Genomic DNA, 25,180 nt, shown 5'->3' with positions numbered 1-25,180 from the left:
CATGCTCCTGTCTCCCAATGCCATGGGCCGCCCGCTGCGTACGGGCCTGTACCTGACCACCGGGGTCATCGCGGCCTTCCTGCTGCTGCCGGTGGTGTTCATCGTGTTGCTGTCATTCGGCTCGTCACAGTGGCTGGTGTTCCCGCCACCGGGCTGGACCTTCAAGTGGTACGGCCAGTTCTTTTCCAACCCGGAGTGGATGGAGGCCGCGCTGGCCAGCCTGAAGGTGGCCGTGCTGACCACCGTCGCCGCCGTGCTGCTGGGCCTGCCCAGCGCATTCGCCCTGGTACGTGGCCGCTTCCCGGGCCGCGAGCTGCTGTACGGGCTGTTTACCATGCCGATGATCGTGCCGCTGGTGATCATTGCCGTGGCGGTATACGCACTGTTCCTCAAGCTAGGCTACACCGGCACGCTGTTCGCCTTCGTGGTCAGCCACGTGATCGTCGCCCTGCCGTTCACCATCATCTCGATCATCAACTCGCTGAAACTGTTCGACCAGTCGATCGAAGATGCCGCGGTGATCTGCGGTGCCTCGCGCCTGCAGGCCATTTTCAAGGTCACGTTCCCGGCCATCCGCCCCGGCATGATCGCCGGTGGCCTGTTCGCTTTCCTGGTGTCGTGGGATGAAGTGGTGCTGAGCGTAATGATGGCCAGCCCCGACCTGCAGACCCTGCCAGTGAAGATGTGGACCACCTTGCGCCAGGACCTGAGCCCGGTCATCGCCGTGGCTTCGACCTTGCTGATCGGCCTGTCGTTGCTGGTCATGTTCATTGCCGCCGCCTTGCGCCGGCGCACCGAAAACGCCTGAGCGCGGAGAAAACAACAATGAGTGCAGTGATCAAAGACAACGCGCACGGCAAAACCCTGGTCAGCCTGCGCGGCCTGAACAAGCACTACGGCGACTTCACCGCCGTGGACAACCTCGACCTGGAGATCCAGGACGGCGAGTTCCTGACCTTCCTCGGTTCCAGCGGGTCGGGCAAGTCCACCACCCTGTCGATGCTGGCCGGCTTCGAAACACCGAGCAGCGGCGAGATTCTGGTCGACGGCCAGTCGCTGGTCAACGTGCCGCCGCACAAGCGTGACATTGGCATGGTGTTCCAGCGGTATTCGCTGTTCCCGCACCTGAATGTGCGTGACAACATCGCCTTCCCACTGGCCATTCGCAAACTCGGCGCTGCCGAAACCGCCAAGCGCGTCGACGCCATGCTCAAGCTGGTGCAACTGGAACAGTTCGCGCACCGCAAACCCTCGCAAATGTCGGGCGGCCAGCAGCAGCGCGTGGCGATCGCCCGGGCGCTGGTGTACGAGCCGCGTATCCTGCTGATGGACGAGCCGCTCGGCGCGCTGGACAAGAAGCTGCGTGAAGACCTGCAGGACGAACTGCGCCAGTTGCATCGCCGCCTGGGCATCACCATCGTCTATGTCACCCACGACCAGGAAGAAGCCATGCGCCTGTCCCAGCGCATCGCCATTTTCAGCCACGGCAAGATCGTCGGCCTGGGCACCGGTTACGACCTGTACCAGAACCCACCGAATGCCTTTGTCGCATCGTTCCTGGGCAACTCCAACTTCCTGCGGATCAAGGCCAGCAGCAACGGTGCGGGCAGCTTCGAGGGCCAGCCAGTGGCCATTCGCTTGACCCCGGGGCTGGCCGCCTCGCAGGATGCACTGATCATGGTGCGCCCGGAAAAGGCCGTGGCCCTGAGCGCCGAACAGGCCATGCGTGAACCGCTGCCGGCGGGTTGGAACGAGGTCACTGCCAAGGTTGGCGAAGTGCTGTTCCTGGGTGAAAGCCAGACCTGCCATGTGGTGACTGCAGGGGGTACCGAGCTGACCGTGAAGGCACTGTCGGCGGCGGGCATGCCGATGCAGCCGGGCGACAGCGTGAAGGTGCGTTGGGCAGTGGCAGACGCTTGCATTTATACCGAATGGGCCGAGAGCGACCTGAGCAAGTCGGCCGGGGCGCATTAACGCTCTTGTGCGTTGCAGCGCCTGCCAGATCGAGCACCGCCCGCGCGGCACACGATCTGGCAGGCGCTGCACTATTGGAGGCGTACGCCCCGTCACATTATCATCACGCCACTGTCGTAATCTGCCGGCCAACTCTATGCCACAGGTCACCCGGCATGCTCCGCCTGCTTGTCTTGCTGCTCACCCTGCTACCACTCGCGACCCTGGCTGAGCCCCTGCACCTGCGCGTGCAAGGCTCCAACACCATCGGCGCGGCCTTGCTGCCGGCGCTGGTACAGGGGCAATTGCGCGCACAGCAGGCCACCGCCATCGAACAACAGCCGTGCAAGGTCGCCAACGAGTGGGTGATTACCGCCCGCGACGGGCACGGCCAGCCCTTGCGCATCGACATTGCCGCCCACGGCTCGAGCACCGGCTTTGTCGCGCTGGGCCGTGGCGAAGCGGACCTGGCCGCTGCTTCGCGGCCGATCAACGACAGTGAAGTCCGCCAGTTGCAGGCGCTGGGCGACCTACGCGCAGCTGGCGCCGAACACGTGATCGGCCTCGACGGCGTCGCAGTCTTCGTCCACCCCGACAACCCAATACCCCAACTGAACACCCGGCAACTGGCGCAAATTTTCTCCGGGCAGATCCAGCGCTGGGAACAACTGGGCATACCTGGCGGGGCCATTCACCTGTATGCCCGAGACGACCGTTCCGGCACCTTCGAGACCTTCAAGGCGCTGGTGCTGGAACCTCAGCATGGCGAGCTTTCGGCCAAGGCCAAGCGTTTCGAGTCCAGTGACGAATTGGCGGCACGCGTGGGTACCGACCGCCAGGCCATCGGTTTCAGCAGCCTGGCCGCCGTACACGGGGCCAAGGTGCTGGCGGTGGCCGAGGGCGACGCGCCGGCCATGCTGCCGGAGCGCGCACGGGTGGCCAGCGAGGATTACCCGCTCTCACGGCGCCTGTACTTTTACCTGCCGGCCAACCCCAAGCCCCAGGCCAAGGCCCTGGTCGATTTTGCCCAGAGCCCGGCCGGCCAGGCGATCATCGCCCAGCAGGGTTTCGTTTCGCAGCAGATCAAGGCCCTGTCTGTCGCCCCCCAACGCGACATGCCACCGCGTTATCGCACCCTGGCCCAGCAGGCGCAGCGGCTGAGTGTGAACTTCCGCTTTCAGGAAGGAAGCGCCAGCCTGGATAACAAGGCCCTGCGCGACGTACAGCGGGTGACAGAGTACCTGCGCCAGGCCAGGAAGCTGCAGGGCAAGGCAGTGCTGGTGGGGTTCGGCGACCCCAAGGAAACACCTGGGCGCGCAGCCCTGCTCTCCCGCCTACGTGCGCAAGCGGTGCGCCGCGAACTGGCGCGCGGTGGCGTGGAGGTGTTGCAGGTGACCGGGATGGGCGATGAACTGCCAGTGGCCGGGAATGAACTGGAGCAAGGCCGGCTGCGCAACCGGCGGGTCGAGGTGTGGGTGTATTGACCCGGCCTTGCCCCCCCTGAAGCAGCCTTGTGCTGCAACGAGGCCCGAATGACAGAAACGTTCCGGTGTCAGCAAGGACCTCGTAGCAGCACAAGGCTGCGTCTACAGGCTGTACAGCAGGCTCCGCGTCATCAGCGGGTGACGGTGCGCATGGTCACGAACTCTTCAGCCGCCGTCGGGTGCACGCCGATGGTTTCGTCGAACTGCTGCTTGGTGGCACCGGCTTTAAGCGCAATGCCCAGGCCCTGAATGATTTCGCCAGCGTCAGGCCCGACCATGTGGCAGCCCAGCACCTTGTCGGTCTCGGCATCGACCACCAACTTCATCAGGGTCTTTTCCTGAATGTCGGTCAGGGTCAGCTTCATGGCCCGGAAGCGGCTTTCGAATACCTGCACCTTGTGCCCGGCCTCCAGCGCCTGCTCTTCGGTCAAGCCTACGGTACCGATGGGTGGCTGGCTGAACACCGCAGTGGGGATGTTCTGGTAATCCACCGGGCGGTACTGCTCGGGTTTGAACAGGCGCCGCGCCACGGCCATGCCTTCAGCCAAGGCCACTGGGGTCAACTGCACACGGCCGATCACATCGCCAATGGCGAGAATCGAGGGCGCGGTGGTCTGGTACTGCTCATCGACCCGGATGTAACCGCGCTCATCCAGCTCGACGCCGGTGTTCTCCAGGCCCAGATTGTCCAGCATCGGGCGCCGGCCGGTGGCATAGAACACACAGTCGGCTACCAGCTCGCGGCCGTCCTTGAGCGTGGCTTTCAGGCGACCATCTTCAAGCTTGTCGATGCGCTGGATGTCGGCGTTGAACTGCAGGTCGAGGCCGCGTCTTTCCAGCTCTTCCTTCAGGTGGGTGCGCACCGAACCATCGAAGCCGCGCAGGAACAGGTCGCCACGGTACAGCAGTGTGGTGTCGGCCCCCAGGCCCTGGAAGATGCCGGCGAATTCGACGGCAATATAACCCCCACCCACCACCAGCACGCGGCGCGGCAAGTCCTTGAGGTAGAAAGCTTCGTTGGAGGTGATGGCCAGTTCCTTGCCAGGAATGTCCGGAACCTGCGGCCAGCCACCGGTAGCGATGAGGATATGCTCGGTGGTGTAGCGCTGACCGTCCACTTCCACTTCGTTTGCACCCGTCAGACGCGCGTGGCCCTGCAACAGGGTCACCCCGCTGTTGACCAGCAGGTTACGGTAGATGCCGTTAAGGCGCTCGATTTCCCGATTCTTGTTGGCAATCAGGGTACCCCAGTCGAAATGCCCCTCTTCCAACGTCCAGCCGAAACCCGCGGCTTGCTCCAGCTCATCGGCAACGTGCGCGCCGTATACCAGCAGTTTTTTCGGCACACAACCGACGTTGACGCAGGTCCCCCCCAGGTAGCGGCTTTCAGCCACTGCCACTTTTGCGCCAAAACCGGCAGCAAAACGCGCTGCGCGCACACCACCGGACCCGGCGCCAATCACGAACAGATCAAAATCGAAGGCCATGTATTCACTCTCCCAGGCAGGCGTCCAGCATACCGCCGTTGGCCGCCGCAAATCGAGTAGGAGGCGGGCTCACACCCGCCGTCCTCTCACACCACCGTGCGTACGGTTCCGTACACGGCGGTTCAAGCTATGCGGCTAAGCCGGTTGATCGTATCCAGTATCGAGACCAGTCCGAGTCGATCCCATAGCTTCTTCGGCAGCGCCTGATTCATATGTGGCGCCCCCGAGTTCCACCACGGGCCTCGGCCGTTACAGACCGATTTACAGGCACGCTCTTCGCTTAAGCCCAGACGCATCAGGTTGCGCGCCCTCGTAGAGGGCTGCTTCCATTGGCGCCAGATGGCACAGCGGAGTTTGTGCCTGATCCAGCCATCCAGTTCCTCAAGTGGCCGTTTGCTCTGGCTAAGCTTGAAGTAACCCGCCCAGCCTCGCAGGACAGGGTTTATCCGCTCGATGGTATTCGTCATCTTGCGACCCCGTGCACCGCGTAGCAGCTCTGCGAGCCGGTCGCGCAGGCGACCCAGGCTCGTCGTTGCCACCCGCAGCCTTGGCTGCTGATGCCAGCTCATCCCATAGCCCAAGTAGTCACACTTCCAGGCTCTCGCGACTCGACTCTTCTTCTGATTCACCGTCAGTTTCAAACGTTGATTCAGGAAGCGTTCGACACTGGCCAGTACCCGTTCGCCCGCCCGAGGACTGCGTACATAAATGTTCGCGTCATCGGCATAGCGCACGAAGCGATGACCCCGCCGTTCCAATTCGCGGTCGAGCTCATCCAGAAGGATATTCGACAGCAACGGCGAAAGCGGGCCGCCTTGCGGCGTCCCCTCCTGCCGTGGGCTGACGACACCGCCCGACATGATCCCGGCTTCAAGGTAGCGGCGTATAAGCCTGAGTACGCACTTGTCTTTGATCCGACGTTCGATGCAGGCCATGAGGATGTCGTGATTGACCCGATCGAAAAACTTCTCCAGATCGAGTTCCACGCACCAGCGGTGTCCCGCTGTCACATGAGCACGAGCCATCTCGATGGCTTGATGCGTACTTCTGCCCGGACGAAAACCATAGCTGTAGTCCGAGAACAGTGGGTCGAAGATAGGTGTGAGCTGCTGCTGCAGTGCTTGCTGGATCAGGCGATCCACGACGGTGGGGATTCCCAGTTGCCGTGTGCCGCCCTGCGGCTTGGGAATTTCAACCGCTCGCACTGCTTGGGGATGGTATTCACCGGCCAGCAACCTGGCCTTGAGGGTTGGCCAATACTGTTTCACGTAGCCCGCCAAGTCAGCGACCGTCATGCCATCGGCACCCGGAGCCCCCTTGTTGCTAACCACGCGTTGATACGCACGCCTGAGGTTGGCCGGTGCAAGCACCCGCTCCATCAGCGTGTCCGGCTCCGCGTTCGTCCACGTCACGGACGCCGTCGATACCTTTGCACTGTCAGGCGTCACCCTCGGCTTCTGGCCGGAACTCGGGATGACAGTTTCCGCTGTGGGAAATTTCTGCATTACGGTTACCAACGAGACGGCGACGCCTACTGGCGGCATAACCTGTTCGGCCCTTGGTGGCGCGGTTAACCGCCACTTACTACGGCTTCGGCTGACTTCTGCACGCTCATCCCGTCGCCTTTCGACGCGCGGTAGCACAATGGCAAACGTACAGATCTCCCAGGGTAATTCGCGCGACCTTCCTGCTTATGCCTGTCGGATCTACGTCACAGCGTTCCGTGCAAGTATTGGGCTTTGGCGATTTGTGCCACCTCACCCCGCTGTGCCGCCTCTATCCGCTTCCTGTTCGTCAGGCCAGCATTTTGCCTCGGGCTTCCTTCAGATTCGCGGTCACCCGCGACACCCTTGCCTCTGGCTAACACTTCCCCTTGCCGGGTGTGTAGAGGACTTTCACCTCCAAGTCACCCGCTTGGCCACCACAGCCAAGCGGGTTGCGCTTACGCGCAACGCGCCATGCCTGGCGCACACAAAAAAGCCATCCCGAAGGATGGCTTTGAGGCCAGCAGGGCTTATCAGTAAGCCTTGCCAGTCTTGTAGTAGTTCTCGAAGCAGAAGTTGGTCGCGTCGATGTAGCCTTCGGCGCCACCGCAGTCGAAACGCTTGCCCTTGAACTTATAGGCAATCACGCAGCCATCCTTCGCCTGCTGCAGGAGGGCATCGGTGATCTGGATTTCACCGCCTTTGCCTGGCTTGGTGTTGGCGATGATGTCGAAGATATCCGGGGTCAGGATGTAACGGCCGATGATCGCCAGGTTCGAAGGCGCGTCTTCCGGGGCCGGTTTTTCGACCATGTTGGTCACACGGAAGATGTCGTCGCGGATCATCTCACCGGCGATCACACCATACTTGTTGGTTTCCTGCGGGTCGACTTCCTGGATGGCGACGATCGAGCAGCGGTACTGTTTGTACAGCTTGACCATCTGAGTCAGTACGCCGTCACCTTCCGGGTTGACGCACAGGTCGTCCGCCAGCACCACCGCGAACGGCTCGTCGCCGATCAGTGGGCGGCCAGTGAGAATGGCGTGGCCGAGGCCCTTCATTTCGGTCTGGCGCGTGTACGAGAACGAGCACTCGTCGAGCAGACGACGAATACCGACCAGGTATTTTTCCTTGTCGGTGCCTTTGATCTGGTTTTCCAGCTCGTAGCTGATGTCGAAGTGGTCTTCCAGGGCGCGCTTGCCGCGCCCGGTAACGATGGAGATCTCGTTCAGACCCGCATCCAATGCTTCTTCAACGCCATACTGGATCAGTGGCTTGTTGACCACCGGCAGCATTTCCTTGGGCATGGCTTTGGTAGCAGGCAAGAAGCGCGTGCCGTAGCCGGCTGCCGGGAACAAGCATTTTTTGATCATATACGTCCTTACAAAAGGCTAGGCCTGTGGAATTCGGCGCAGTCTAATCAGGCGGCAGTCACCTTACAATGCCCCCGATAACGACCGTTGCCATCATAGAGATATCCCAGTGTAGATAGTTCCGGGGGATCGTAAATATTGCTGTCATACATGACTGTTGGATGACAGGGAAATCAGCGTGCCGGTGGCGGCCTCTCCGACGGGCTCGCGCGCCAAGAGGCCGCCACCGGCTTACCTCAGCTACCCGTCCCTTGTCCGATAAGCACCCCATCAACCTGCTGACCATACAGGTTAACCCCATCATTGGCATGAAACTTCACCCGCGTCTTCTCGATGGATCCCTCTACCAACCGCGGGTCCTGTGGCCGCTCGTGGCGGTTGATCCAGGCCGCCACATCCCAGGCCTGCTGATCGCTGAGGCTGCCCGGCTTGCCAAGCGGCATGTTGTACTTGATGAACGACGCCGCGGTATTGATGCGGTGCATGCCGGCCCCCCAGTTGTAGGAGTCCTTGCCCCAAAGCGGCGGCATTACGTACTCGCCTGCGACCTTTTGCCCTTCACCGTTATCGCCATGGCAAATCGCGCATTGTTCACGGTAAACCTGCTGGCCGCGCTTGAAGTCATAACCGCCCTTGGGTTGTGCCACCTCCGGATAACCACGTCCGGCAATCTCCACACCGGTCGGCGCCTTGGTCGACAGCCAGTATGAATACACCGCCAATGCCGTCATCTGCGGGCTGTCAGCGGCCGGCGGCTTGCCGTTCATGCTGAACTGAAAACACCCTTGGATACGCTCCGCGAAGGTGTTGACCTTGTCATTCTTCTTGCGATAGGCCGGGTACATCGGGTAGGCCCCCCACAGCGGCGCCGAGTGCGCCAACCGCCCCTGATCGAGGTGGCAGTTACTGCAGTTCATGCCGTTGCCCACCGCCTCGGGCATCAGTCGGCGGGTGTCGACGAACAAGGCGTGGCCTTCACGCACCATTTTGCCAAAGGCATTATCGGGCAACTCACGCTCAGCAGGCGGCACGAACTGCGGTGCTGCCTGCACACCGGGAACCTTCAACTGCGACTGGTCTTCCATGGCGATCGGCGTGGCCTGGGCGCTGCCCACGGCCAGCAGCAACAAGGCGGGAATCAGGGTTTTCATGGCGTGACCTCCTGGCTGGCGGGGCGGGCGAAGAACTCGGCAACGGCCTTGATCTCCTCATCGGTCATGGCCTTGGCCACGCCGACCATCAGCTGGTTGGGGTCATTGCTGCGGCTACCGTCGCGCCAGGCATTGAGCTGTGCCACCAGGTAACTGGCGGGCTGGCCGGCCAAGGGTGGGAAGTGTTCGCCCACCCCGCCGCCACCCGGCCCGTGGCATTGCACGCAACCAGGAATCTGCCGGCTCCAGTCGCCGTACAGGGCCATGCGGGTAGTCGGGTCATCGGCAATCTGCTGGCGGTGCAGGTCGCCAGCGGGCACTGCCGGCAGGCTGGCCAGGTAGGTACTGACGGCCTTGATTTCGTCGTCGCTCAGGGCCTTGGCCAAAGGTTCCATCACTGGCTGCTTGCGGCTGCCGTTGCGCCAGTCCTGCAACTGCTTGGCAAGATAACCGGCCGGTAGCCCAGCCAAACGTGGAAAGCCGGCAGCCGCAATGCCATTGCCGTCCGGGCCATGGCAACCCAGGCAGGCCATGGCGGCGGGGTTGGCCCCACCCTGGGTGAAGACCTTCTGACCATCAGCGGCATGTGCCGTGGGCCAGATCAGGATCAGCAAGCTGCCGATCATCACGCGTCTCAACGGTGTCATCACGAATCTCCTTTTCTTTTGTTATATGTTTAGGCTTAAAACATATAAGCAGAGAAAGGAGGACCCGTTGCTTCAGATCAACTTCCGGAGATGCACTGTGTTGCGGCAGTGCGCACATCGCCAAGGCGCAGCGGGAAGTTATTCAGCCGCTCGTGCAGTTTGATGCTGCTGCCGCTGCCGCGCTTGTCGATATCCACCAGCGCCGCTGGGCCGGCACCTGAGGTGATTTTCTGCGGTACGATCAGCCGCAGGCCGTCGCCACGCTGCTCTTCGGTCAGCGGGTCACGCGTATCGGCAAGCTTCTCCTTTACGCAGTCGGCATAGGCGCGTGGGCTCTTGCCAGAGATCACATCCATCGTTTCACGCGATTGCTCCAGCTCCGCGACGCTCACGCAGCCACCGAGCGTCACCGACAACGCCGCCACCATCCACTTCATTTGCTGCACCTCTGCCTTCAAGAATTCGCTTCGACCACATCCAGGCGGTTTTGCTCCCTGCTTTGGCAGAATTATCTACGCCCGGCGATCAACGCGGCAGTGTAACGGCACATCGTGGTATCTTTTGCTTTTGCAGATCCAAACCTTGCGGAGCATCACATGAAATTCGTACACCAGCGCGAGCACCTCAACGAGGACGATATTGTCGTCATCGAGTGCTCCCAGCGCTGCAATATCCGCCTGATGAACGACGCCAACTTCCGCAGCTTCAAGAACGGCGGCCGTCATACCTACCACGGCGGCCATTTCGAGAAGTTTCCGGCGAAGATCACCGTACCCAGCACCGGCTTCTGGAACATCACCATCGATACCGTCACCACTCGCCCGATCTCGGTCACCCGCAAGCCAACGCTGACCCACAAGATCAAGATCATCCGTCGCTCGTCGTCGAAACTCAGATAAGGCCACCATGACCCAGACCATCAAGTACGTCATCAAATACAAGCTCGACGGCCAGCGTCGCTGGGATTTCGCGCTGATGCCCGATGCCTCGCAAGAGCAAGCCCTCGAGGCCCTGCGCAAGATCCACGGCGAAGACGCCGAGAAAATCAGCGACATCCAGGTCAGCAAGGCCCTGTAAGACTCGCCGCAAGCCCCCGCCGCAGCGCTCGCCCCACGCAAGGAGAATCGCATGAGCCATTGGCCCGACCGCCGTATCCTCGACCTGCTGGGCATCGAGCTGCCCATTCTGCAGGCACCCATGGCGGGGGCGACCGGCTCGGCCATGGCCATTGCCGTGGGCCTGGCAGGTGGCTTGGGCGCCCTGCCCTGCGCCATGCTCAGCGGCGAACAAGTGCGCGCCGAGATCGCTGCATTCCGCGCCGGCTGCCCGGGGCGCCCGCTGAACCTGAACTTCTTCTGCCACCAGCCGCCAGCGCCCGATGCCGAGCGCGATGCGCGCTGGAAGCAGGCACTTGAGCCTTATTACAGCGAAGTGGGCGCCGATTTCACGGCGCCCACGCCGGTGTCAAACCGTGCGCCTTTCGACGAGCAGAGCTGCCTGCTGGTCGAAGCGTTGCGCCCGGAGGTGGTGAGCTTCCACTTCGGCCTGCCGCAGGCCGAACTGTTGCAGCGGGTAAAGGCCAGCGGTGCCAAGGTATTGTCCAGCGCCACGACTGTGGAAGAAGCGGTCTGGCTGGAGCGACATGGCTGCGATGCGATCATCGCCATGGGTTACGAAGCCGGTGGCCATCGCGGCATGTTCCTCAGCGATGACATCACCAGCCAGATAGGCACCTTCGCGCTCGTACCGCAGGTGGCCGATGCCGTCGGCGTGCCGGTGATTGCCGCCGGTGGTATCGGCGACCACCGCGGGCTGTTGGCGGCACTGGCCCTGGGTGCCTCGGCAGTGCAGATCGGCACGGCTTACCTGTTCTGCCCCGAGGCCAAGGTGTCGCCAGCGCATCGCCAGGCGCTGGACAGCGCGCCTGCCAGCGACACTGCCCTGACCAACCTGTTCACCGGCCGCCCGGCGCGCGGCATCAACAATCGCCTCATGCGCGAGCTGGGGCCGATGAGCGAGCTTGCACCGCGCTTCCCGCTGGCGGGCGGGGCATTGATGCCTTTACGGGCAATCACCGATCCGCAGGGTAATAGTGATTTCAGCAATCTGTGGTCGGGGCAGGCGTTACGGCTGGGCCGGCACATGCCGGCGGGTGAGCTGACCCGGGAGATTGCCGGTAAGGCATTGGCAGTGATCGGTCACCAGGCATTCTGACAGGCAGGCCTGGCCTCTTCCCGGCCAATGGCTTATCGCTATATAGTCAAGGCTATAACGATAACCTCAAGGAGCTGTCTTCATGCGTATCCGCTCGCCCCAGTTGGCCGTCACTGCCCTGGCCAGTCTGTTCGCCTTCAACACTGCCTGGGCCGACGAAGTCCAGGTCGCGGTCGCAGCCAACTTCACAGCCCCTGTCCAGGCCATCGCCAAGGACTTCGAAAAAGACACCGGCCACAAACTGATCGCGGCCTACGGCGCCACCGGGCAGTTCTACGCGCAGATCAAGAACGGTGCACCGTTCGAAGTGTTCCTCGCCGCTGACGACACCACCCCCAAGAAGCTGGAAGCAGAAAAGGAAACCGTGCCTGGCTCACGCTTTACCTACGCCATCGGCACCCTGGCCTTGTGGTCTGCGAAGGAAGGCTACGTAGATGCCAAGGGTGAAGTGCTGAAAAAGAACGAATACAAACACCTGTCCATCGCCAACCCGAAAGCGGCACCTTACGGCCTGGCCGCCACCCAGGTACTGGACGGGCTGAAGCTCACCGAGGCCACCAAAGGCAAGATCGTCGAAGGCCAGAACATCACCCAGGCCTTCCAGTTCGTCTCCACCGGCAACGCCGAGCTGGGCTTCGTCGCCCTTTCGCAGATCTACAAGGACGGCAAGGTAACCCATGGCTCGGCATGGATCGTGCCGTCCAACCTGCACGACCCGATCCGCCAGGACGCCGTCATCCTCAACAAAGGCAAGGACAATGCGGCCGCCAAGGCACTGGTCGAATACCTCAAGGGCCCAAAAGCCGCAGCGGTGATCAAATCCTATGGTTATGAACGCTGATGCCACTCGATGCCAGTGACCTGGGCGCCATCTGGCTGACCGTAAAACTGGCCAGCCTGACCACCCTGATCCTGCTGATCATCGGCACACCGGTCGCCTGGTGGCTCGCGCGCACGCGCTCTTGGCTGCGCGGGCCGGTGGGTGCGGTGGTGGCACTGCCGCTGGTACTGCCACCGACGGTGATCGGCTTTTACCTGTTGATCGCCCTTGGCCCGCACGGCTGGCTTGGTCAGGCCACCCAGGCGCTAGGCCTGGGCAGTGTGGTGTTCAGCTTCACAGGCCTGGTGATTGGCTCGACGGTGTACTCCATGCCGTTCGTGGTGCAACCCCTGCAGAATGCCTTTGGCGCGATCGGCCAGCGCCCCCTGGAAGTCGCCGCTACCCTGCGCGCCAGCCCATGGGATACCTTCGTTCATGTGGTGCTGCCGCTGGCCCGCCCTGGCTTCGTCACTGCCAGCATCCTCGGCTTTGCCCACACGGTGGGCGAGTTTGGCGTCGTACTGATGATCGGCGGCAACATCCCCGACAAGACTCGCGTGGTTTCGGTGCAGATTTTCGATCACGTCGAAGCCATGGAGTATTCGCAAGCCCACTGGCTGGCCGGGGCCATGCTGGTGTTCTCTTTCCTGGTGCTGCTCCTGCTGTACGCTGGACGCCGCGGCAAAGCTGGCTGGAGCTGAAATGACCGCATCGATTGTGGCGCACCTGAAACTGGCACGCGACGACTTTACCCTGGACGTCAACCTGCACCTGCCCGGGCGCGGCATCAGCGCGCTGTTCGGCCACTCTGGCTCCGGCAAGACCAGTTGCCTGCGCTGCCTGGCCGGGCTGGAACGGGCCGCCAGCGCCTATATCGAAGTCAACGGCGAAGTCTGGGAAGATAGCACCCGAGGCTACTTCCAGGCACCGCACCTGCGCCCGGTGGGCTATGTGTTCCAGGAAGCCAGCCTGTTCCCGCACCTGTCGGTGCGCGGCAACCTGACGTTCGGCTGGCGCCGGGTAGCGCCCGCTGAACGCAAGGTCAGCCTCGACCAGGCGTGCCAACTGCTGGGTATCGGCCACTTGCTGGACCGCCGCCCGGCAACCCTGTCGGGTGGCGAGGCGCAGCGGGTGGGTATTGCCCGCGCCCTGCTCAGCAGCCCGCGGCTGTTGTTGATGGACGAGCCGCTGGCAGCCCTCGACGGCCCGCGCAAGCGCGAGATACTGCCCTTCCTGGAGCGCCTGCACGACGAACTGGACATCCCTCTGATATATGTCAGCCACGCCCAGGATGAAGTCGCGCGGCTGGCCGACCACCTGGTGTTGCTGGAACAAGGCCGGGCGATCGCCAGCGGCCCGATCGGCGAAACCCTGGCTCGCCTTGACCTGTCGCTGGCCCAGGGCGACGACGCCGGCGTCGTGTTCGAAGGTAGGGTGGTTGGGCACGACCCGCATTACGGCCTGCTGGACCTGCGCCTGCCCGGCAGCAGCGGGCCGCTGCTGCGCATCACCCACGCGGCGCAGGTGATGGGCAGCACCCTGCGCGTCAAGGTGCAGGCCCGGGATGTCAGCCTGGCACTGGCGGCGGACAGCGCATCGAGCATCCTCAACCGCCTGCCGGTGCGTGTGCGCGAGAGCTGCCCGGCAGCCAACCCGGCGCATGTGCTGGTCAGCCTGGATGCTGGCGGCAATGCCCTGCTTGCACGCATCACCCGCTTCTCGGCAGACCAGCTCGGTTTGCACAAGGGGCAGATACTGTTCGCCCAGATCAAGTCGGTGGCCCTTTTGGGTTGAGCATCCTTAGCGCGCGTATTGTCCATTGATCAGTGACCTGATCGAGGCCCGCCGCCCATGCTTGACTGCCCCCTGCCGCGCACCCTGCACTACGTTGACGACAGTCAGCCGGGCCTGACCCGTCGGCGCTGGCGCGACCGTTTCATCTACCTGGATGCCGATGGCCAACGGGTACGCGACAGCGAAACCCTTGCGCGCATCGCCGCATTGGTGATCCCCCCGGCCTACACGGATGTGTGGATCTGCGCCGATCCGCAAGGCCACCTGCAAGCCACCGGCCGCGATGCCCGTGGCCGCAAGCAGTACCGCTACCACGCACAGTGGCGCGAGCTGCGCGACCAGCACAAATACGGGCGCATGCTTGCGTTCGCCCAAGCCCTGCCAAAGCTGCGCACACAGCTGGAAGCCCACTTGGCGCGGCCAGGGCTGGACCGGGAAAAAGTCATGGCGCTGGTGGTGAGCCTGCTGGACCACACCCTGATCCGCATCGGCAACCAGCGCTACCTGCGCGATAACCGGTCGTACGGATTGACCACCCTGCGCAATCGCCATGTGCAGGTCAAAGGCAGCACTATCCGCTTCCAGTTCCGCGGCAAGCGCGGCGTCGAACACAGCGTCACCCTCAACGACCGGCGCTTGGCCAACCTGCTCAAACGCTGCATGGAACTGCCTGGGCAGGCACTGTTTCAGTACCTGGATGAAGATGGCCAGCGCCATAGTGTCGGCTCCAGCGAGGTCAATCAGTTTCTGCAGCAGTTGACCGGTGCCGACTTTACTGCCAAGGACTATCGCACCTGGGCCGGCAGCAGCCTGGCATTGAACCTGCTAAAGCCCTTGGCCTGGGAGCCGGAGAGTGAAGCCAAACGTCAGGTCGCCGCAATAGTCCGCCAGGTAGCCACGCGCCTGGGCAATACGCCGGCAGTGTGCCGGCGCTGCTACATCCACCCGGCAGTTCTGGAGCACTATGCCTTGGGGCGCCTGGCCAATTTGCCGAAAAACCGTGTGCGCAAAGGCCTGGACCCGGAGGAAGTGGCCTTGCTGTTGTTTCTTCAGGCACTCGAGGAACAGGAGGACCATTGAGCTTGTCTATTCAGCCCATGATGCGAAGAAATTTCCCATTAGCCGCCAACCCCCCTATTCTTGCCAGCGAGCACCTTGGCCGACAAACCGTTGACGGTTTGATTTGGCACCTGCAACTGAAGACACGCAACAGAATTTGTCTGTCGGGGAATTACTATCCGCCGAAAGCGTCTTTAATGAGAAGGAAGAGGGACAAGCTCCCGCCGCCGCGGCAACTAGCCCAGCGGACTTATACATCACCAAGGAGAACTACATGCTGATACTCACCCGTAAGGTTGGCGAAAGCATCGTCATCAACGATGACATCAAAGTCACCATTCTGGGCGTCAAAGGGATGCAGGTGAGGATCGGTATCGATGCACCGAAAGATGTTCAGGTCCATCGAGAAGAGATCTTCAAACGCATCCAGGCCGGCAGCCCGGCTCCGGAGAAACACGAAGACTCACACTGAGCGTCACCCGAGGGGCATGGATGCGCTCGACCGCCAGCCTCAGGTGCCTATTAACTGATGCACCGTGGCGATCATCTCATCCATGTCGAACGGTTTGTCGAATATTGCGGCAAACAGGGCCGGGCATCCTTGGCTGGCCTGTGCGCCGCTCATGAGGATGACCGGCAACTCGCTTAACGCCGGGTCCTCGCGGATGGCACGCGCCAACTCCTCACCGTTGAGTAGCGGCATCATGTAGTCGGTAATCACCAGCTGCACGCGTTTTTCCTTCAACGCCTCCAATGCTTTGCAGCCATTGCTCGCCTTTTCCACCAGGAAACCTTCGTCCTCCAGGGCAAACCCGAGGATATCGGCGATCAGGTATTCGTCATCGACAATCAGGATGGTGTTCATCGGCTCGTCCGTCACCCGCTCTCCTGCGGCGTCGGCGTTCCCGAAAGCACACCGCAGGCACCTTCGAACGCCTTGCGCAAGGTAATGCCTTGCGGCCCGATCAGCAGCTCGTGCAAGGCCGGGTCATGGTGACTGTCACGCACCTTGAGGACCGACAGCATGCGCCGTAGTTGCGAGTCCAGTTCGACAAAGCGCATCAGCATAAGGTTGTCGACGATACTCGACAGGTCCGGCGCGGGGGCGCTGATTTCCGCGCCGAAGATGTCGCGCATCTCCCAGGTCAGCATCACGCTGACATCGCGCGCGCGCAACTCACCCGCCAGCGCGCGGAAAAACGCATTTAGCCGCGTCGGGTCAATAGCCAGGCGGCTGAATGCGCCAAGGCTGTCGATCACCACGCGCTTGCTGCCCTGCGCCGCTACACGCTCCAGTAGTCGCGCGCCAACCTGGTCCAGCAAGCCCTCGGTGGTCGGCTGCCAGCACAGCTGCAAGCTACCGCCCTGCTCCATCGCGGCAAAATCGTAACCGAGCGAAGCGGCCTTGCTGCGCAGGCGTTCGGGTGTTTCGTAAAAACCGAAATGCAACCCCGGCGCCTGCGGGGTGCTGGCACCCAGAAAGGCCAGGCCCAATGATGTCTTGCCAATCCCCGAAGGCCCCATCAACAGGCTGACTGACCCGGTGGCCAAGCCACCGCCAAGCATTTCATCGAAAGTTGGTACGCCGCTGCTGATACGCGCCAAGGTGCCACTGCCCAATTGGCTGGGGTGGCTGAACAACGCTTCCAGGCGAGGATAGACCTGCATGCCGGACTCATCGATAAGGCATTCGTGACGCCCCGACAACGCACCACTGCCGCGGGTCTTGCGCAATTGGACATGGCGCACGGCGCGGCTGCCGACCAGTTGCTCACCCAGTTCGATCACACCATCGACCATGGTGTGTTCCGGGCTGCCCTCGTCGAGCCGGGCACTGGTCAGCAACAGTACGGTGCAACCGGCGAAGGCCGCATGCCCCTGCAGCTCAGAGACGAACTTCTTGGTGTCCAGTGCGGTTTCCGCACGTACCCGGGCATTGAGCACACCGTCGACGATCAGCAGGCTGGCCTGTTGCCGGGCAATTTCCTGGCGCAGCAACCGCACCACCGCATCCAGCCCGTCCTGCTCAAGGGTATCAAAGGCGCTGACGAACTGGATTTTGTCACCGACCAGCGCCGGGTCGAAGAAGTCCAGCGTGGACAGGTACTGGAACAAGCGTTCGTGCGACTCGCTCAGCAAAGTGGCCACCAGCACGCGACCACCGCCACGCACGTGGCCGCAGGCCAGCTGATTGGCGAGGATGGTCTTACCGGCCCCCGGCGGCCCCTGGATAATGTAGGAGGCGCCAGCTATCAGGCCACCCTTGAGCAACGCGTCGAGCCCGTCGATCCCCGTTACCAGCCGCTTCAGTGCCTGTGCCATGTTGTCTACCTGTCGAGTGGGCTATCCGTCTGGTCCTGATACATTGGCAAGTACAGTCGCATGCAAGTTCCCCGGCCAGGCTTGCTGTCGACACAAATGGCACCGCCACTTTGCCGGGCGAAACCATAGACCTGGCTGAGCCCCAGGCCGGTACCCTTGCCGAATGGCTTGGTGGTGAAAAACGGCTCGAAGATACGCGGCAGTATCTCTGTGGGTATGCCTTCGCCGCTGTCTTCCACCTCGAAGCGCACGAAGCTGCCCTTCAGCCCTTCAACTTCGCCGAACAGCTCGACCACATCGACAGTCAGACTGATGCGGCCATGCCCGTCGATGGCATCACGGGCATTGAACAACAGGTTGAGCAACACCATCTGCAGTTGCCCGGCATCCACCTCGATCAACGGCAGGTCCGGTTGTAGCAACACCTTCAAGTCAATCGAGCCTGGCAATGCATGTTCAAGCAGGCCACGCGTAGCGTTAACCAGGTCTGCCGGGGCAACGCTGGCCACATCGAACTTGCGGTGACGGGCAAAACTGAGCAGTTGCTGGGTCAGTTCGGTGCCGCGTTGGCTGGCATCGAGGATGTGCTGCAACATGCGCTGGGTGCGTGCCGGGTCCTGGGTGGCCAGCGCCAGGCGCGCGGAGCTGATGATGATGGTCAACATGTTGTTGAAGTCGTGCGCCAGACCACCGGTCAACTGGCCGAGGGCTTCAAGCTTCTGCGCCTGGAACAGCTGGGCGCGCACTGCGTCGAGCTGCAGCGCCGTCTCGCGACGGTCAGTGATATCGCGTGTCACCTTGGCCAGGCCAATGATCTGGCCATTTTCATCACGGATCACATCCAGTGCCGCCAAGGCCCAGAACTGCGTGCCGTCCTTGCGCACCCGCCAGCCTTCGTCCTGCGCCACACCCTGCTCCAGCGCCTGGCACAGCAGACGCTCAGGGCGGCCATCCGCACAATCCTGCGGTGTGAAAAACAACGAAAAGTGCTTACCGATCACTTCATCTCTACGGTAACCCTTGATCCGTTGCGCGCCTGCGTTCCACGACACCACATGGCCAGAAGGGTCGAGCATGTAGATGGCATAATCCACCACCGACTGAACCAGCTGTTCGTAACGATGGGCGGGCATGACGGAAGCGTCGAGGCAGTCAGCTGAAACCATGCAAACTCCACTGGCACAGCAGGAGGGAGGAAATGAGCGTAGCCCGGAGTGTCTGCCAGTAGACAGCTGAACGACTACAGGCAGTCAGCGTTCCGGCTCGGCCAGTGTCGGGCTGATGCATCGCGGCATGGCCACTTTCAGCAACCACAGGCTGAGCAACATGATCATACCACCGCCGGCCAGGGCCAACATACGCTGCTGTTGTGAGTGCTCCGCATCGAAGCCCAGCAACAACAGATAACCGCCCAGGCTGATCAGGCTGATGTAAAGAAATGCAGCCAGCACGAGCACCTGCGCGAACAACAGCCGCCAGAATAACCGTGGACGCACCACACCTTCGCCAACTCGGCCCTGAGTCATTACGCAACACTCTTGGATCCAATGATGGGCAACAGTGGCGTAACGACAGCACGGTGTCAATTGCCGGCTCGATCACCCTTCTATCTGTTGATCATAGGCGCTGCAGTTGACTCAACTATAACAATGGGTTATAAAGCGCGCTTGATTGCGAAGCCCTTCTGCTTAGAAGCGAGCTGGTCGTTGCGACCCCTTCAAGCGTGCGAGTGTGGTGGAATTGGTATACACAGCAGACTTAAAATCTGTCGGCGTGAGCCTTGCGGGTTCGAGTCCCGCCACTCGCACCAAACTTCGTTGAAAAGGCGCCCTCGCGGCGCCTTTTTGCTGCCTGACAGCAATGTCTGGCGCAGCTGCTAAAGTGGAGCTTGTCCCCGTCCACTGGAACGCCGCCATGCGCTACTCCCTGTTCGATGGTCAACGCGACATCATTATCCTGATCGCCCGCGTACTGCTGATGGTCCTCTTCGTCTTGTCTGGCTGGGCCAAGCTGACCGGCTTCGATGGCACGGTAGGCTACATGACCTCGCTCGGCGCCCCTGCCCCGATGCTGGCAGCTGGGATTGCCGTCATCATGGAGTTCCTCGTCGCAATCCTGTTGATCCTCGGTTTCTACACACGGCCGTTAGCCTTTCTGTTCGCGCTGTTCGTGCTGGGCACGGCACTGCTGGGCCACCCATTCTGGAACATGGTCGACCCCGAGCGCAGCGCCAACATGACTCAGTTTCTGAAAAACCTCAGCATCATGGGCGGCCTGCTGTTGCTCGCGGTAAGCGGGCCCGGGCGGTTCTCGGTGGATGGTCGCTGAGTCAGTCGTCGCAGTCGTCGAACCAGGCTGGGTGATCGCGCTCTTCGTCATCGAGGTCATCCAGCGTTTCCTCGTCTTCCTCCACTTCATCCTCGGCGCCTTGGGCATCTGCCTCGGGCTCCATGTCGTCATAGAGAAACTCGTGGTCAAGCAGGTGATCGTGCTCGGGTTCGTGCAGGTCGTCTTCGTCGCGCATGCTGGCTCCTGGGATAATGGCAGGCCTGTATAGGCTGATCAGGGTGCCGGGTCAATGCGTGGTCGCTTAATCCTGGGTTAACCGGACCGGCGCAACCTGCAGGCTCTCCCTTCAAACGTCTTTTGCCCGCCTTCCATGGCGGGCTTTTTTATGACCCTGCGCACTTCGGTGCAGATGATGACAGCCTCATGACCTGACCTTCACGAAATGTCGACATCCGGATGGGCACACTGGCCCTGCTCCGTATGTTCTTGCAGCCCGCCGCATCCTTGCCGCGGGCTTTTCTTTTTCCGCAAAGGCCAGCCAGGCATACGCAGGTATTTTGTGGAAGCGCCCACCTTGACCATGACCTGAAGCAGTTTTGCCTGGCCCGGCAAGGTCTATGCTGTCCCGACGATAACCCAAGCTCACATCGGATAGACACGGAGGCTCTCATGAAAGCTGCTGTCGTTGCACCAGGCCGTCGCGTGGACGTGATAGAGAAAACCCTGCGCCCTCTCGAACACGGCGAAGCGCTGCTGAAGATGCAGTGCTGCGGTGTGTGCCACACCGACCTGCACGTCAAAAATGGCGACTTTGGTGACAAGACCGGGGTAGTACTGGGCCACGAAGGTATTGGCGTGGTCCAGGAAGTTGGCCCGGGCGTCACCTCGCTCAAGCCAGGCGACCGAGCCAGCGTTGCCTGGTTCTACCAAGGTTGCGGACATTGCGAATACTGCAACAGCGGCAACGAGACCCTGTGCCGCGACGTGAAGAATTCCGGTTACACCGTGGACGGCGGCATGGCCGAGGCCTGCATCGTCAAGGCCGACTACTCGGTTAAAGTACCCGACGGCCTCGACTCCGCTGCCGCCAGCAGCATTACCTGCGCCGGCGTCACGACCTACAAGGCAGTGAAAATTTCCAACGTCCGCCCCGGCCAATGGCTCGCCATCTACGGGCTCGGCGGCCTGGGCAACCTGGCCCTGCAATATGCCAAGAATGTGTTCAACGCCAAAGTCATCGCCATCGACGTCAACGAAGAGCAACTGCGCTTCGCCAGCGAGATGGGCGCGGATCTGGTCGTCAACCCGCTCAACGAAGACGCCGCGAAGGTCATCCAGGCCAAGACCGGTGGCGCACATGCTGCTGTCGTTACTGCCGTGGCCAAAGGCGCGTTCAACTCAGCGGTCGATGCCTTGCGCGCTGGCGGGCGACTGGTGGCCGTCGGGCTTCCGTCGGAGTGCATGGACCTGAATATTCCCCGCCTGGTGCTTGATGGGATCGAAGTGGTGGGCTCGCTGGTAGGTACACGCCAGGACCTGCAGGAAGCCTTCCAGTTTGCCGCTGAAGGCAAAGTGGTGCCCAAGGTGACGCTGCGACCGATCGAGGATATCAACCAGATCTTTGACGAGATGCTGGAGGGCAAGATCAAAGGCCGGATGGTGATACAGTTCGAAGGCTGACAGGCCGAGCCAGGCCATGTGGAACCACAGCAAAGCCCGTAGATGAACATCTTCGGGCTTTCTGCTTTCTCAATTGTCAAAGGAACAGACCATGACCGTAGACTGGCACGCCGGGCCGATCACCCGTACAACTCCACTGGACAAGCACTACCGCAACACGCAGAAGGTTCGTCAGTTTCTACTCAGCGAGTGCGGGGCGGCATTCAAGTTCGACCGAGGATTCATGCTTTGGATCAAGAGTGGCACCCCATCAACCATGGGTGACGTCGCGGACGAATGGCTACGGAGGTATGGTTGACGCTCTGTCTCTGACGGCTGCAGGCAGGCCTTGGCTGCAGCCGTTGCCTTCAGCATCTTGTCCAACGATTCAACCATGCTGGAATAATCCATTTCCTGACTCCCTCGATGGTGGAATTGGCTTGAGTTCAATCCTAGACTGCGAACATTTCAATATTTGATGAGGAAACCTGGAAATATCACTCATCCTTCATGCTGAAGACCGACGCCCGCTAGGTGTGGTTCAAGAAAAGTGCTCAACCTGCAAGGGCGAGCCTGTGCATATGAGGAGATCGGTATGTCCATTCGAAGCTTGGCGAAGCACCTGCCGCCGGACCCTTCGCGGGAAGGCTGGGTCATCGGATGGGGGGTCCTGAGAGACCGACACCCATGGCATTTTGTCGACGTTTATGCTGACCAGAAAACGGCCATGGCAGAGGCGCAGCGCAGAGGAGACGGCTACGTGGTGGAATTCGGCTCGCACCGCTTGGGGACGCATGAATTTATCTGCGGTGTAACCTTACCTGAAGGCTGACGCTCGATCGAAAAGGGTCATGGACCGGCCTTCAGGGAATTATCTGCCCATTGGCAATAGCACTGGCTTCGAGCTTGGCACGCTCCGCGTCCAGAAAAACATAAGCGGCCTGTAGCGTGGTGATCTTCGTTTGAATCTCGGCCATCTTGGCGGCGACCAAGACGGCGCCTTGCGCGCAATCGATCGTGTTCCCCCGCCTGGCCACTAGAATGTCCCCAATCTCAGCAAGTGAAAAGCCTCCGCCCTGGGCACTCTGTATGAAAGCCAAGTCAGCAACGGTCTGTTCACTGTAACTGCGATAGTTGTTGGCTTGTCGGTGTGGCTCGATAAGCCCGAGCTGTTCGTAATAGCGCAATGTATGGCGGCTGAGCCCACTCCGGCGCTCCAACTCTCCAATATTCACGTTAAAAATCCTTGACTGTAGAGCAGGCTCTACACCTTAGCCTGCGCCCATCATTCAAACAAGGGTTCAAACATGAGCGTGGAGTGCTTTGTCACCGGCGGCAGCGGCTTTGTGGGGCAACATTTGCTGGCCGGTCTTACTGCGCAAGGGCACAAGACCTGGGTGCTGATGCGCAGCCCCGGTAACATCGAACGCCTCAAGGAGCAGGTAGGCCAACTGGGGGGTAACCCTGAGTATATCCATGCCGTTGAAGGCGATATCAGCCAGGAGGGGCTTGGCCTCAGCGAAGCAGACAAAGAACGCGTCACTTCGGCCGCTGTATTTTTCCATCTCGCGGCGCAATTTTCCTGGGGGCTGACAGCGGAGCGCGCCCGCACAGTCAATGTCCAAGGTGCTCTGAGAGTGGCCAGGCTTGCGGCCAGCCAGCGCGTCCGATTGCTCATGGTAGGCGGCTTCATGCTGCAAAACCTCAACCACCTTGCCAGTATCGGGGTTGATACTCAGTGCCCTGAAAACACAAACTGGCCCGCAGTCTACGCCCGTGTAGGCGGCTACGAAGGCAGCAAACTCGAGTCCCATTTTGCAGTCATCCGCTATATGCAAGACGCGGATGCGGATTACACGATTGTGCACCCTGCTACGGTGTGCGGCCACAGCGAGAACGGGCATATCCTGGACGGACAACCGCTTGCCGAACTCATTCGCAATCTGGCACAAGGCCGGTTCAAAGCCATTCCCGGTTCCGCCAGTCACTGGTTGCCATTGGTCAGCGTCGATTATTTGGTGAACATGATAACTTGCGTGGCGTTCGACCCCTCCATGGCCAACCGGCAAGTTCTGGCGCTGTATGAGCGAACACCGAACTTGCAGGGAATGCTTGGGCAGATCGCAGACACGCTAAAGATCAAGGCACCCCGCCGCCATATACCCATAGGGTTGCTCAGGTCGATATTGACGATTCCGGGACTGGCGACCCGCTTGGCGATCAGCGCCGAGTCATTGAACTTTATTCAGACGCAGCGCTTCGACATGGGAAACAGCAGGCAATTGGAGCGCAAGTACCAGTTTACGCATCCCGACATGACACAAGCCCTGGAAAACACGGTGCGCTATGTCAACGGCTCCTTGATGAAAAAATCCAAAAGTGAGGGCGCTGGCCAGCGAGGATGACGGGCCAGGCTGATGATGCCCACTCTGTCGGATAGCTGGAAGTGTGGCGACGCAGGCATTTCACGCACTGCGTCTTCGCTGATGACAGTAAGTCGCCGCTCGACCTCCGGCGCCGCGCGCCTGGCCGCTATTTCGAGGCAGCCAGAAAGCCTGCGGCAGCCGCACCTTCAGCGGCGACACGTCGGGCCCGGCCAACGCCCCACGCCAGTGCCCTGGTCATCGACTCGCCAGGGCGAGAATCGAAGGCCTCTTCAAGGATAGCCATGCCACCAGGGGCATACACCCCGATGAACATCTGCGTTTTGCCTGTCCGCGACAGCCGCGTCTGAACATCAATGTATGTCCCATCGTCAAGTGTCTCGTCGTGAGTTCGGTGATGAAGCGTCGGGTCAGCCCATGCCCAGAAAACATCACCGCGTATTCTCATGAGACGCTCCTACGACTTTAGTTGTAGTCAGGTGGTTTATTGCCACCATAGCGAACGTGCAGTTTTACGCAAATTCGTCTGACTCATCTGTGAGCTGAATCGGACAATCGGCTATTCAGCAGCCCCGCCAGAGACTCAGCGCTTGTCGTGAAGCTCCGGGGGCCATGCGCTAAAGAACCACATAATTCCTGGCACCAATACATAGATCCAGTGCTGGCCAGGGTAGATGAAGATGCCGACAGCCCAGATGGCGAGTAAGGTTCCGCCCGCTCGCCTACGCCGCCTCGGCGTGAACCATTCCTGAAACGCCTTGTGCCTCTCCCGCAGTTTCATTACCACCCTCCCTGTTTGGTAAGCGGCGAAGCATATCACCTCTAGTTCAACGATAAGGCGTTCCCGGCGAGGGCGGCGCCTGCACGCAAGAACCACGACATGACCGAACAGCAGCACGACGAGCGCAAGCTGGTCATCCGCCAACATCTACGAGCTCAAGCAGCTGCGCTCAGTGTTTGACTAGACATCAATGGCCCCCAGCACGCCGGCCCTGATCGCGCAGTACCGCGACTCAAGGTTGGCCAAGAGATTTCGGAATCTCCATGCCAAAAGTTACCG

General features: G+C 61.2%; 29 protein-coding genes and 1 tRNA gene. 17 read left to right on the top strand and 13 right to left on the bottom strand.

The window, feature by feature from the left end; translation table 11 throughout:
• Position 1: 1 nt before the first annotated feature.
• From ACI7M0_RS10000 to ACI7M0_RS09990, 3 genes are all read left to right on the top strand, one after another.
• Positions 2-808, top strand: coding sequence for an ABC transporter permease (locus tag ACI7M0_RS10000; RefSeq protein WP_129933875.1), 807 nt, complete (start codon positions 2-4; stop codon positions 806-808).
• A 17-nt stretch (positions 809-825) separates the two neighbouring features.
• A complete protein-coding gene (locus tag ACI7M0_RS09995; protein ID WP_064490966.1) occupies positions 826-1,974 on the top strand; it encodes an ABC transporter ATP-binding protein in 1,149 nt (382 codons plus the stop codon).
• A 155-nt stretch (positions 1,975-2,129) separates the two neighbouring features.
• Positions 2,130-3,437: a substrate-binding domain-containing protein gene (locus ACI7M0_RS09990; protein WP_129933874.1), complete on the top strand. Its 1,308-nt coding sequence runs from the start codon at positions 2,130-2,132 to the stop codon at positions 3,435-3,437.
• 131 nt (positions 3,438-3,568) lie between these two features.
• On the opposite strand, the gene gorA is transcribed toward ACI7M0_RS09990, so the two are convergent.
• From gorA to ACI7M0_RS09960, 6 genes are all read right to left on the bottom strand, one after another.
• The gene (gene gorA / locus ACI7M0_RS09985) at positions 3,569-4,924 is read right to left on the bottom strand and encodes a glutathione-disulfide reductase (protein ID WP_129933873.1); all 1,356 of its coding nucleotides are present in this window, start codon (positions 4,922-4,924) and stop codon (positions 3,569-3,571) included.
• A 122-nt stretch (positions 4,925-5,046) separates the two neighbouring features.
• Positions 5,047-6,468: a group II intron reverse transcriptase/maturase gene (ltrA, locus tag ACI7M0_RS09980; protein WP_405314582.1), complete on the bottom strand. Its 1,422-nt coding sequence runs from the start codon at positions 6,466-6,468 to the stop codon at positions 5,047-5,049.
• A gap of 473 nt (positions 6,469-6,941) precedes the next feature.
• Entirely contained in the window at positions 6,942-7,781 is an 840-nt protein-coding gene (gene galU, locus ACI7M0_RS09975; protein ID WP_014590484.1) for a UTP--glucose-1-phosphate uridylyltransferase GalU, read from the bottom strand.
• Between the two features lie 236 nt (positions 7,782-8,017).
• Entirely contained in the window at positions 8,018-8,932 is a 915-nt protein-coding gene (locus ACI7M0_RS09970) for a c-type cytochrome (protein ID WP_064490963.1), read from the bottom strand.
• Positions 8,929-9,579 (bottom strand): cytochrome c, encoded by a 651-nt coding sequence (locus tag ACI7M0_RS09965; RefSeq protein WP_129933705.1) that lies wholly within the window; start codon positions 9,577-9,579, stop codon positions 8,929-8,931. The genes ACI7M0_RS09970 and ACI7M0_RS09965 overlap by 4 nt, the downstream gene beginning before the upstream one ends.
• Before the next feature lie 77 nt (positions 9,580-9,656).
• Complete coding sequence (locus ACI7M0_RS09960; protein WP_019438771.1) at positions 9,657-10,016, bottom strand: hypothetical protein; 360 nt, start codon at positions 10,014-10,016, stop codon at positions 9,657-9,659.
• A gap of 159 nt (positions 10,017-10,175) precedes the next feature.
• Here ACI7M0_RS09960 and ACI7M0_RS09955 point away from each other — a divergent pair, with 159 nt between their 5' ends.
• The 8 genes from ACI7M0_RS09955 to csrA all read left to right on the top strand — a co-directional run bounded on the left by ACI7M0_RS09955 (position 10,176) and on the right by csrA (position 15,938).
• The gene (locus ACI7M0_RS09955) at positions 10,176-10,478 is read left to right on the top strand and encodes a DUF1883 domain-containing protein (RefSeq protein WP_003250918.1); all 303 of its coding nucleotides are present in this window, start codon (positions 10,176-10,178) and stop codon (positions 10,476-10,478) included.
• A gap of 7 nt (positions 10,479-10,485) precedes the next feature.
• Positions 10,486-10,656, top strand: a complete 171-nt coding sequence (locus tag ACI7M0_RS09950; protein WP_012051910.1) for a hypothetical protein — start codon at positions 10,486-10,488, stop codon at positions 10,654-10,656.
• 51 nt (positions 10,657-10,707) lie between these two features.
• Positions 10,708-11,793 (top strand): nitronate monooxygenase family protein, encoded by a 1,086-nt coding sequence (locus tag ACI7M0_RS09945; RefSeq protein ID WP_064492597.1) that lies wholly within the window; start codon positions 10,708-10,710, stop codon positions 11,791-11,793.
• Between the two features lie 82 nt (positions 11,794-11,875).
• Entirely contained in the window at positions 11,876-12,634 is a 759-nt protein-coding gene (gene modA, locus ACI7M0_RS09940; protein WP_129933706.1) for a molybdate ABC transporter substrate-binding protein, read from the top strand.
• Positions 12,634-13,314: a molybdate ABC transporter permease subunit gene (modB, locus tag ACI7M0_RS09935; RefSeq protein WP_010954656.1), complete on the top strand. Its 681-nt coding sequence runs from the start codon at positions 12,634-12,636 to the stop codon at positions 13,312-13,314. The genes modA and modB overlap by 1 nt, the downstream gene beginning before the upstream one ends.
• 1 nt (position 13,315) lies before the next feature.
• Positions 13,316-14,407, top strand: coding sequence for a molybdenum ABC transporter ATP-binding protein (modC, locus tag ACI7M0_RS09930; protein WP_129933707.1), 1,092 nt, complete (start codon positions 13,316-13,318; stop codon positions 14,405-14,407).
• A 57-nt stretch (positions 14,408-14,464) separates the two neighbouring features.
• Entirely contained in the window at positions 14,465-15,487 is a 1,023-nt protein-coding gene (locus ACI7M0_RS09925; RefSeq protein ID WP_129933708.1) for a DNA topoisomerase IB, read from the top strand.
• Between the two features lie 253 nt (positions 15,488-15,740).
• Positions 15,741-15,938 (top strand): carbon storage regulator CsrA, encoded by a 198-nt coding sequence (gene csrA / locus ACI7M0_RS09920; protein WP_012051904.1) that lies wholly within the window; start codon positions 15,741-15,743, stop codon positions 15,936-15,938.
• Positions 15,939-15,977: 39 nt separating this feature from the next.
• On the opposite strand, the gene ACI7M0_RS09915 is transcribed toward csrA, so the two are convergent.
• The 4 genes from ACI7M0_RS09915 to ACI7M0_RS09900 form a co-directional block, all read right to left on the bottom strand.
• Positions 15,978-16,331 carry a response regulator gene (locus ACI7M0_RS09915; protein ID WP_010954660.1) on the bottom strand — a complete coding sequence of 118 codons (354 nt, stop codon included), beginning with the start codon at positions 16,329-16,331 and terminating at the stop codon, positions 15,978-15,980.
• Between the two features lie 11 nt (positions 16,332-16,342).
• On the bottom strand, positions 16,343-17,788 hold the full coding sequence (locus ACI7M0_RS09910) for an ATPase domain-containing protein (protein WP_104961374.1): 1,446 nt from the start codon (positions 17,786-17,788) through the stop codon (positions 16,343-16,345).
• A 5-nt stretch (positions 17,789-17,793) separates the two neighbouring features.
• On the bottom strand, positions 17,794-18,954 hold the full coding sequence (locus tag ACI7M0_RS09905) for a nitrogen regulation protein NR(II) (RefSeq protein ID WP_104886219.1): 1,161 nt from the start codon (positions 18,952-18,954) through the stop codon (positions 17,794-17,796).
• 84 nt (positions 18,955-19,038) lie between these two features.
• Positions 19,039-19,314 (bottom strand): hypothetical protein, encoded by a 276-nt coding sequence (locus ACI7M0_RS09900; protein WP_020191344.1) that lies wholly within the window; start codon positions 19,312-19,314, stop codon positions 19,039-19,041.
• Positions 19,315-19,513: 199 nt separating this feature from the next.
• On the opposite strand from ACI7M0_RS09900, the gene ACI7M0_RS09895 reads away from it, so the two are divergent.
• Both ACI7M0_RS09895 and ACI7M0_RS09890 read left to right on the top strand, forming a co-directional pair.
• Positions 19,514-19,598 (top strand) — tRNA-Leu (locus ACI7M0_RS09895).
• A 104-nt stretch (positions 19,599-19,702) separates the two neighbouring features.
• A complete protein-coding gene (locus tag ACI7M0_RS09890) occupies positions 19,703-20,116 on the top strand; it encodes a DoxX family protein (protein WP_010954664.1) in 414 nt (137 codons plus the stop codon).
• Between the two features lies 1 nt (position 20,117).
• Here ACI7M0_RS09890 and ACI7M0_RS09885 read toward each other — a convergent pair whose 3' ends face one another.
• A complete protein-coding gene (locus ACI7M0_RS09885) occupies positions 20,118-20,312 on the bottom strand; it encodes a hypothetical protein (RefSeq protein WP_020191346.1) in 195 nt (64 codons plus the stop codon).
• A gap of 434 nt (positions 20,313-20,746) precedes the next feature.
• Here ACI7M0_RS09885 and adhP point away from each other — a divergent pair, with 434 nt between their 5' ends.
• From adhP to ACI7M0_RS09870, 3 genes are all read left to right on the top strand, one after another.
• Complete coding sequence (gene adhP / locus ACI7M0_RS09880; protein WP_129933709.1) at positions 20,747-21,757, top strand: alcohol dehydrogenase AdhP; 1,011 nt, start codon at positions 20,747-20,749, stop codon at positions 21,755-21,757.
• Positions 21,758-21,848: 91 nt separating this feature from the next.
• Positions 21,849-22,055, top strand: coding sequence for a DUF6434 domain-containing protein (locus tag ACI7M0_RS09875; RefSeq protein ID WP_019438758.1), 207 nt, complete (start codon positions 21,849-21,851; stop codon positions 22,053-22,055).
• Between the two features lie 276 nt (positions 22,056-22,331).
• The gene (locus ACI7M0_RS09870) at positions 22,332-22,568 is read left to right on the top strand and encodes a hypothetical protein (RefSeq protein WP_020191348.1); all 237 of its coding nucleotides are present in this window, start codon (positions 22,332-22,334) and stop codon (positions 22,566-22,568) included.
• Positions 22,569-22,599: 31 nt separating this feature from the next.
• Here the strand turns inward: ACI7M0_RS09870 and ACI7M0_RS09865 are convergent, their stop codons facing one another.
• Entirely contained in the window at positions 22,600-22,971 is a 372-nt protein-coding gene (locus tag ACI7M0_RS09865; RefSeq protein ID WP_076402891.1) for a MerR family transcriptional regulator, read from the bottom strand.
• A 72-nt stretch (positions 22,972-23,043) separates the two neighbouring features.
• Here ACI7M0_RS09865 and ACI7M0_RS09860 point away from each other — a divergent pair, with 72 nt between their 5' ends.
• On the top strand, positions 23,044-24,141 hold the full coding sequence (locus ACI7M0_RS09860; RefSeq protein ID WP_129933710.1) for an SDR family oxidoreductase: 1,098 nt from the start codon (positions 23,044-23,046) through the stop codon (positions 24,139-24,141).
• Positions 24,142-24,268: 127 nt separating this feature from the next.
• Here the strand turns inward: ACI7M0_RS09860 and ACI7M0_RS09855 are convergent, their stop codons facing one another.
• Positions 24,269-24,568: a hypothetical protein gene (locus ACI7M0_RS09855; protein ID WP_064492607.1), complete on the bottom strand. Its 300-nt coding sequence runs from the start codon at positions 24,566-24,568 to the stop codon at positions 24,269-24,271.
• Between the last annotated feature and the right edge of the window lie 612 nt (positions 24,569-25,180).

Source organism: Pseudomonas sp. 10(2024), assembly GCF_045164175.1.
In the GTDB taxonomy this organism is placed as follows: domain Bacteria; phylum Pseudomonadota; class Gammaproteobacteria; order Pseudomonadales; family Pseudomonadaceae; genus Aquipseudomonas; species Aquipseudomonas alloputida.
This window is presented reverse-complemented; position numbering and strand designations above follow the sequence as displayed.

Coding starts and splice junctions, on each gene's coding strand:
- ACI7M0_RS09965 (WP_129933705.1), bottom strand. CDS start 9,579: ATGACACCGTTGAGACGCGTGATGATCGGCAGCTTGCTGATCCTGATC.
- modB (WP_010954656.1), top strand. CDS start 12,634: ATGCCACTCGATGCCAGTGACCTGGGCGCCATCTGGCTGACCGTAAAA.
- ACI7M0_RS09875 (WP_019438758.1), top strand. CDS start 21,849: ATGACCGTAGACTGGCACGCCGGGCCGATCACCCGTACAACTCCACTG.
- ACI7M0_RS09970 (WP_064490963.1), bottom strand. CDS start 8,932: ATGAAAACCCTGATTCCCGCCTTGTTGCTGCTGGCCGTGGGCAGCGCC.
- ACI7M0_RS09990 (WP_129933874.1), top strand. CDS start 2,130: ATGCTCCGCCTGCTTGTCTTGCTGCTCACCCTGCTACCACTCGCGACC.
- ACI7M0_RS09855 (WP_064492607.1), bottom strand. CDS start 24,568: ATGAGAATACGCGGTGATGTTTTCTGGGCATGGGCTGACCCGACGCTT.
- ACI7M0_RS09905 (WP_104886219.1), bottom strand. CDS start 18,954: ATGGTTTCAGCTGACTGCCTCGACGCTTCCGTCATGCCCGCCCATCGT.
- modC (WP_129933707.1), top strand. CDS start 13,316: ATGACCGCATCGATTGTGGCGCACCTGAAACTGGCACGCGACGACTTT.
- modA (WP_129933706.1), top strand. CDS start 11,876: ATGCGTATCCGCTCGCCCCAGTTGGCCGTCACTGCCCTGGCCAGTCTG.
- adhP (WP_129933709.1), top strand. CDS start 20,747: ATGAAAGCTGCTGTCGTTGCACCAGGCCGTCGCGTGGACGTGATAGAG.
- ACI7M0_RS09945 (WP_064492597.1), top strand. CDS start 10,708: ATGAGCCATTGGCCCGACCGCCGTATCCTCGACCTGCTGGGCATCGAG.
- ltrA (WP_405314582.1), bottom strand. CDS start 6,468: ATGCCGCCAGTAGGCGTCGCCGTCTCGTTGGTAACCGTAATGCAGAAA.
- ACI7M0_RS09995 (WP_064490966.1), top strand. CDS start 826: ATGAGTGCAGTGATCAAAGACAACGCGCACGGCAAAACCCTGGTCAGC.
- ACI7M0_RS09890 (WP_010954664.1), top strand. CDS start 19,703: ATGCGCTACTCCCTGTTCGATGGTCAACGCGACATCATTATCCTGATC.
- ACI7M0_RS10000 (WP_129933875.1), top strand. CDS start 2: ATGCTCCTGTCTCCCAATGCCATGGGCCGCCCGCTGCGTACGGGCCTG.
- csrA (WP_012051904.1), top strand. CDS start 15,741: ATGCTGATACTCACCCGTAAGGTTGGCGAAAGCATCGTCATCAACGAT.
- ACI7M0_RS09925 (WP_129933708.1), top strand. CDS start 14,465: ATGCTTGACTGCCCCCTGCCGCGCACCCTGCACTACGTTGACGACAGT.
- ACI7M0_RS09950 (WP_012051910.1), top strand. CDS start 10,486: ATGACCCAGACCATCAAGTACGTCATCAAATACAAGCTCGACGGCCAG.
- ACI7M0_RS09960 (WP_019438771.1), bottom strand. CDS start 10,016: ATGAAGTGGATGGTGGCGGCGTTGTCGGTGACGCTCGGTGGCTGCGTG.
- ACI7M0_RS09955 (WP_003250918.1), top strand. CDS start 10,176: ATGAAATTCGTACACCAGCGCGAGCACCTCAACGAGGACGATATTGTC.
- ACI7M0_RS09900 (WP_020191344.1), bottom strand. CDS start 19,314: ATGACTCAGGGCCGAGTTGGCGAAGGTGTGGTGCGTCCACGGTTATTC.
- ACI7M0_RS09915 (WP_010954660.1), bottom strand. CDS start 16,331: ATGAACACCATCCTGATTGTCGATGACGAATACCTGATCGCCGATATC.
- ACI7M0_RS09860 (WP_129933710.1), top strand. CDS start 23,044: ATGAGCGTGGAGTGCTTTGTCACCGGCGGCAGCGGCTTTGTGGGGCAA.
- ACI7M0_RS09870 (WP_020191348.1), top strand. CDS start 22,332: ATGTCCATTCGAAGCTTGGCGAAGCACCTGCCGCCGGACCCTTCGCGG.
- galU (WP_014590484.1), bottom strand. CDS start 7,781: ATGATCAAAAAATGCTTGTTCCCGGCAGCCGGCTACGGCACGCGCTTC.
- ACI7M0_RS09885 (WP_020191346.1), bottom strand. CDS start 20,312: ATGCGCGACGAAGACGACCTGCACGAACCCGAGCACGATCACCTGCTT.
- gorA (WP_129933873.1), bottom strand. CDS start 4,924: ATGGCCTTCGATTTTGATCTGTTCGTGATTGGCGCCGGGTCCGGTGGT.
- ACI7M0_RS09910 (WP_104961374.1), bottom strand. CDS start 17,788: ATGGCACAGGCACTGAAGCGGCTGGTAACGGGGATCGACGGGCTCGAC.